This window comes from Gluconobacter sp. P1D12_c, from assembly GCF_018812105.1.
Lineage (GTDB): Bacteria > Pseudomonadota > Alphaproteobacteria > Acetobacterales > Acetobacteraceae > Gluconobacter > Gluconobacter oxydans_A.
In genome coordinates, this window is record NZ_JACSIQ010000680.1 from 1 (window position 1) to 396 (window position 396).

1 protein-coding gene is annotated in these 396 nt (G+C 55.4%); it reads right to left on the reverse strand.

Annotated features, from left to right (window positions below; translation table 11 throughout):
- On the reverse strand, positions 1–385 hold a 385-nt coding region (locus tag KP705_RS20470; RefSeq protein WP_308267677.1), incomplete at its 3' end, for an IS5 family transposase.
- Positions 386–396: the final 11 nt, after the last annotated feature.

A 396-nucleotide genomic window follows, 5' to 3' on the forward strand; every position in this document is an offset into this window, starting at 1 on the left:
CAAAAAATCTGATCCAGAGCTTTGCTGCGGCGAKATTGAGGAAACTCATGAAGGACAAGGCGGTTTTGTCGTAGCGCGTCGCGATACGGCGCATCTGCTTGAGTTTGTTGAACATCCGCTCGATGCGGTTGCGGTCCCTGTAACGCCACCAGTCTGTTTTCTGTGGAGCACTGCGGCTTTTGCGTGATGGAATAACCGGCAGGATCCCGTGGATCAGCAGATCCTGGCGGAAGCTGTCACTGTCATAGCCCCGATCAGCCAGCATGGCTTTGGGGGGCGGGACAGACAGCTTCATCAGGGCGTCTGTGGCTTTGTAGTCCGAGACCTGGCCTCCGGTAAGGACAAAGCCAAGAGGGCATCCCTGATTGTCACATCGGACATGGATCTTGCTCGTAA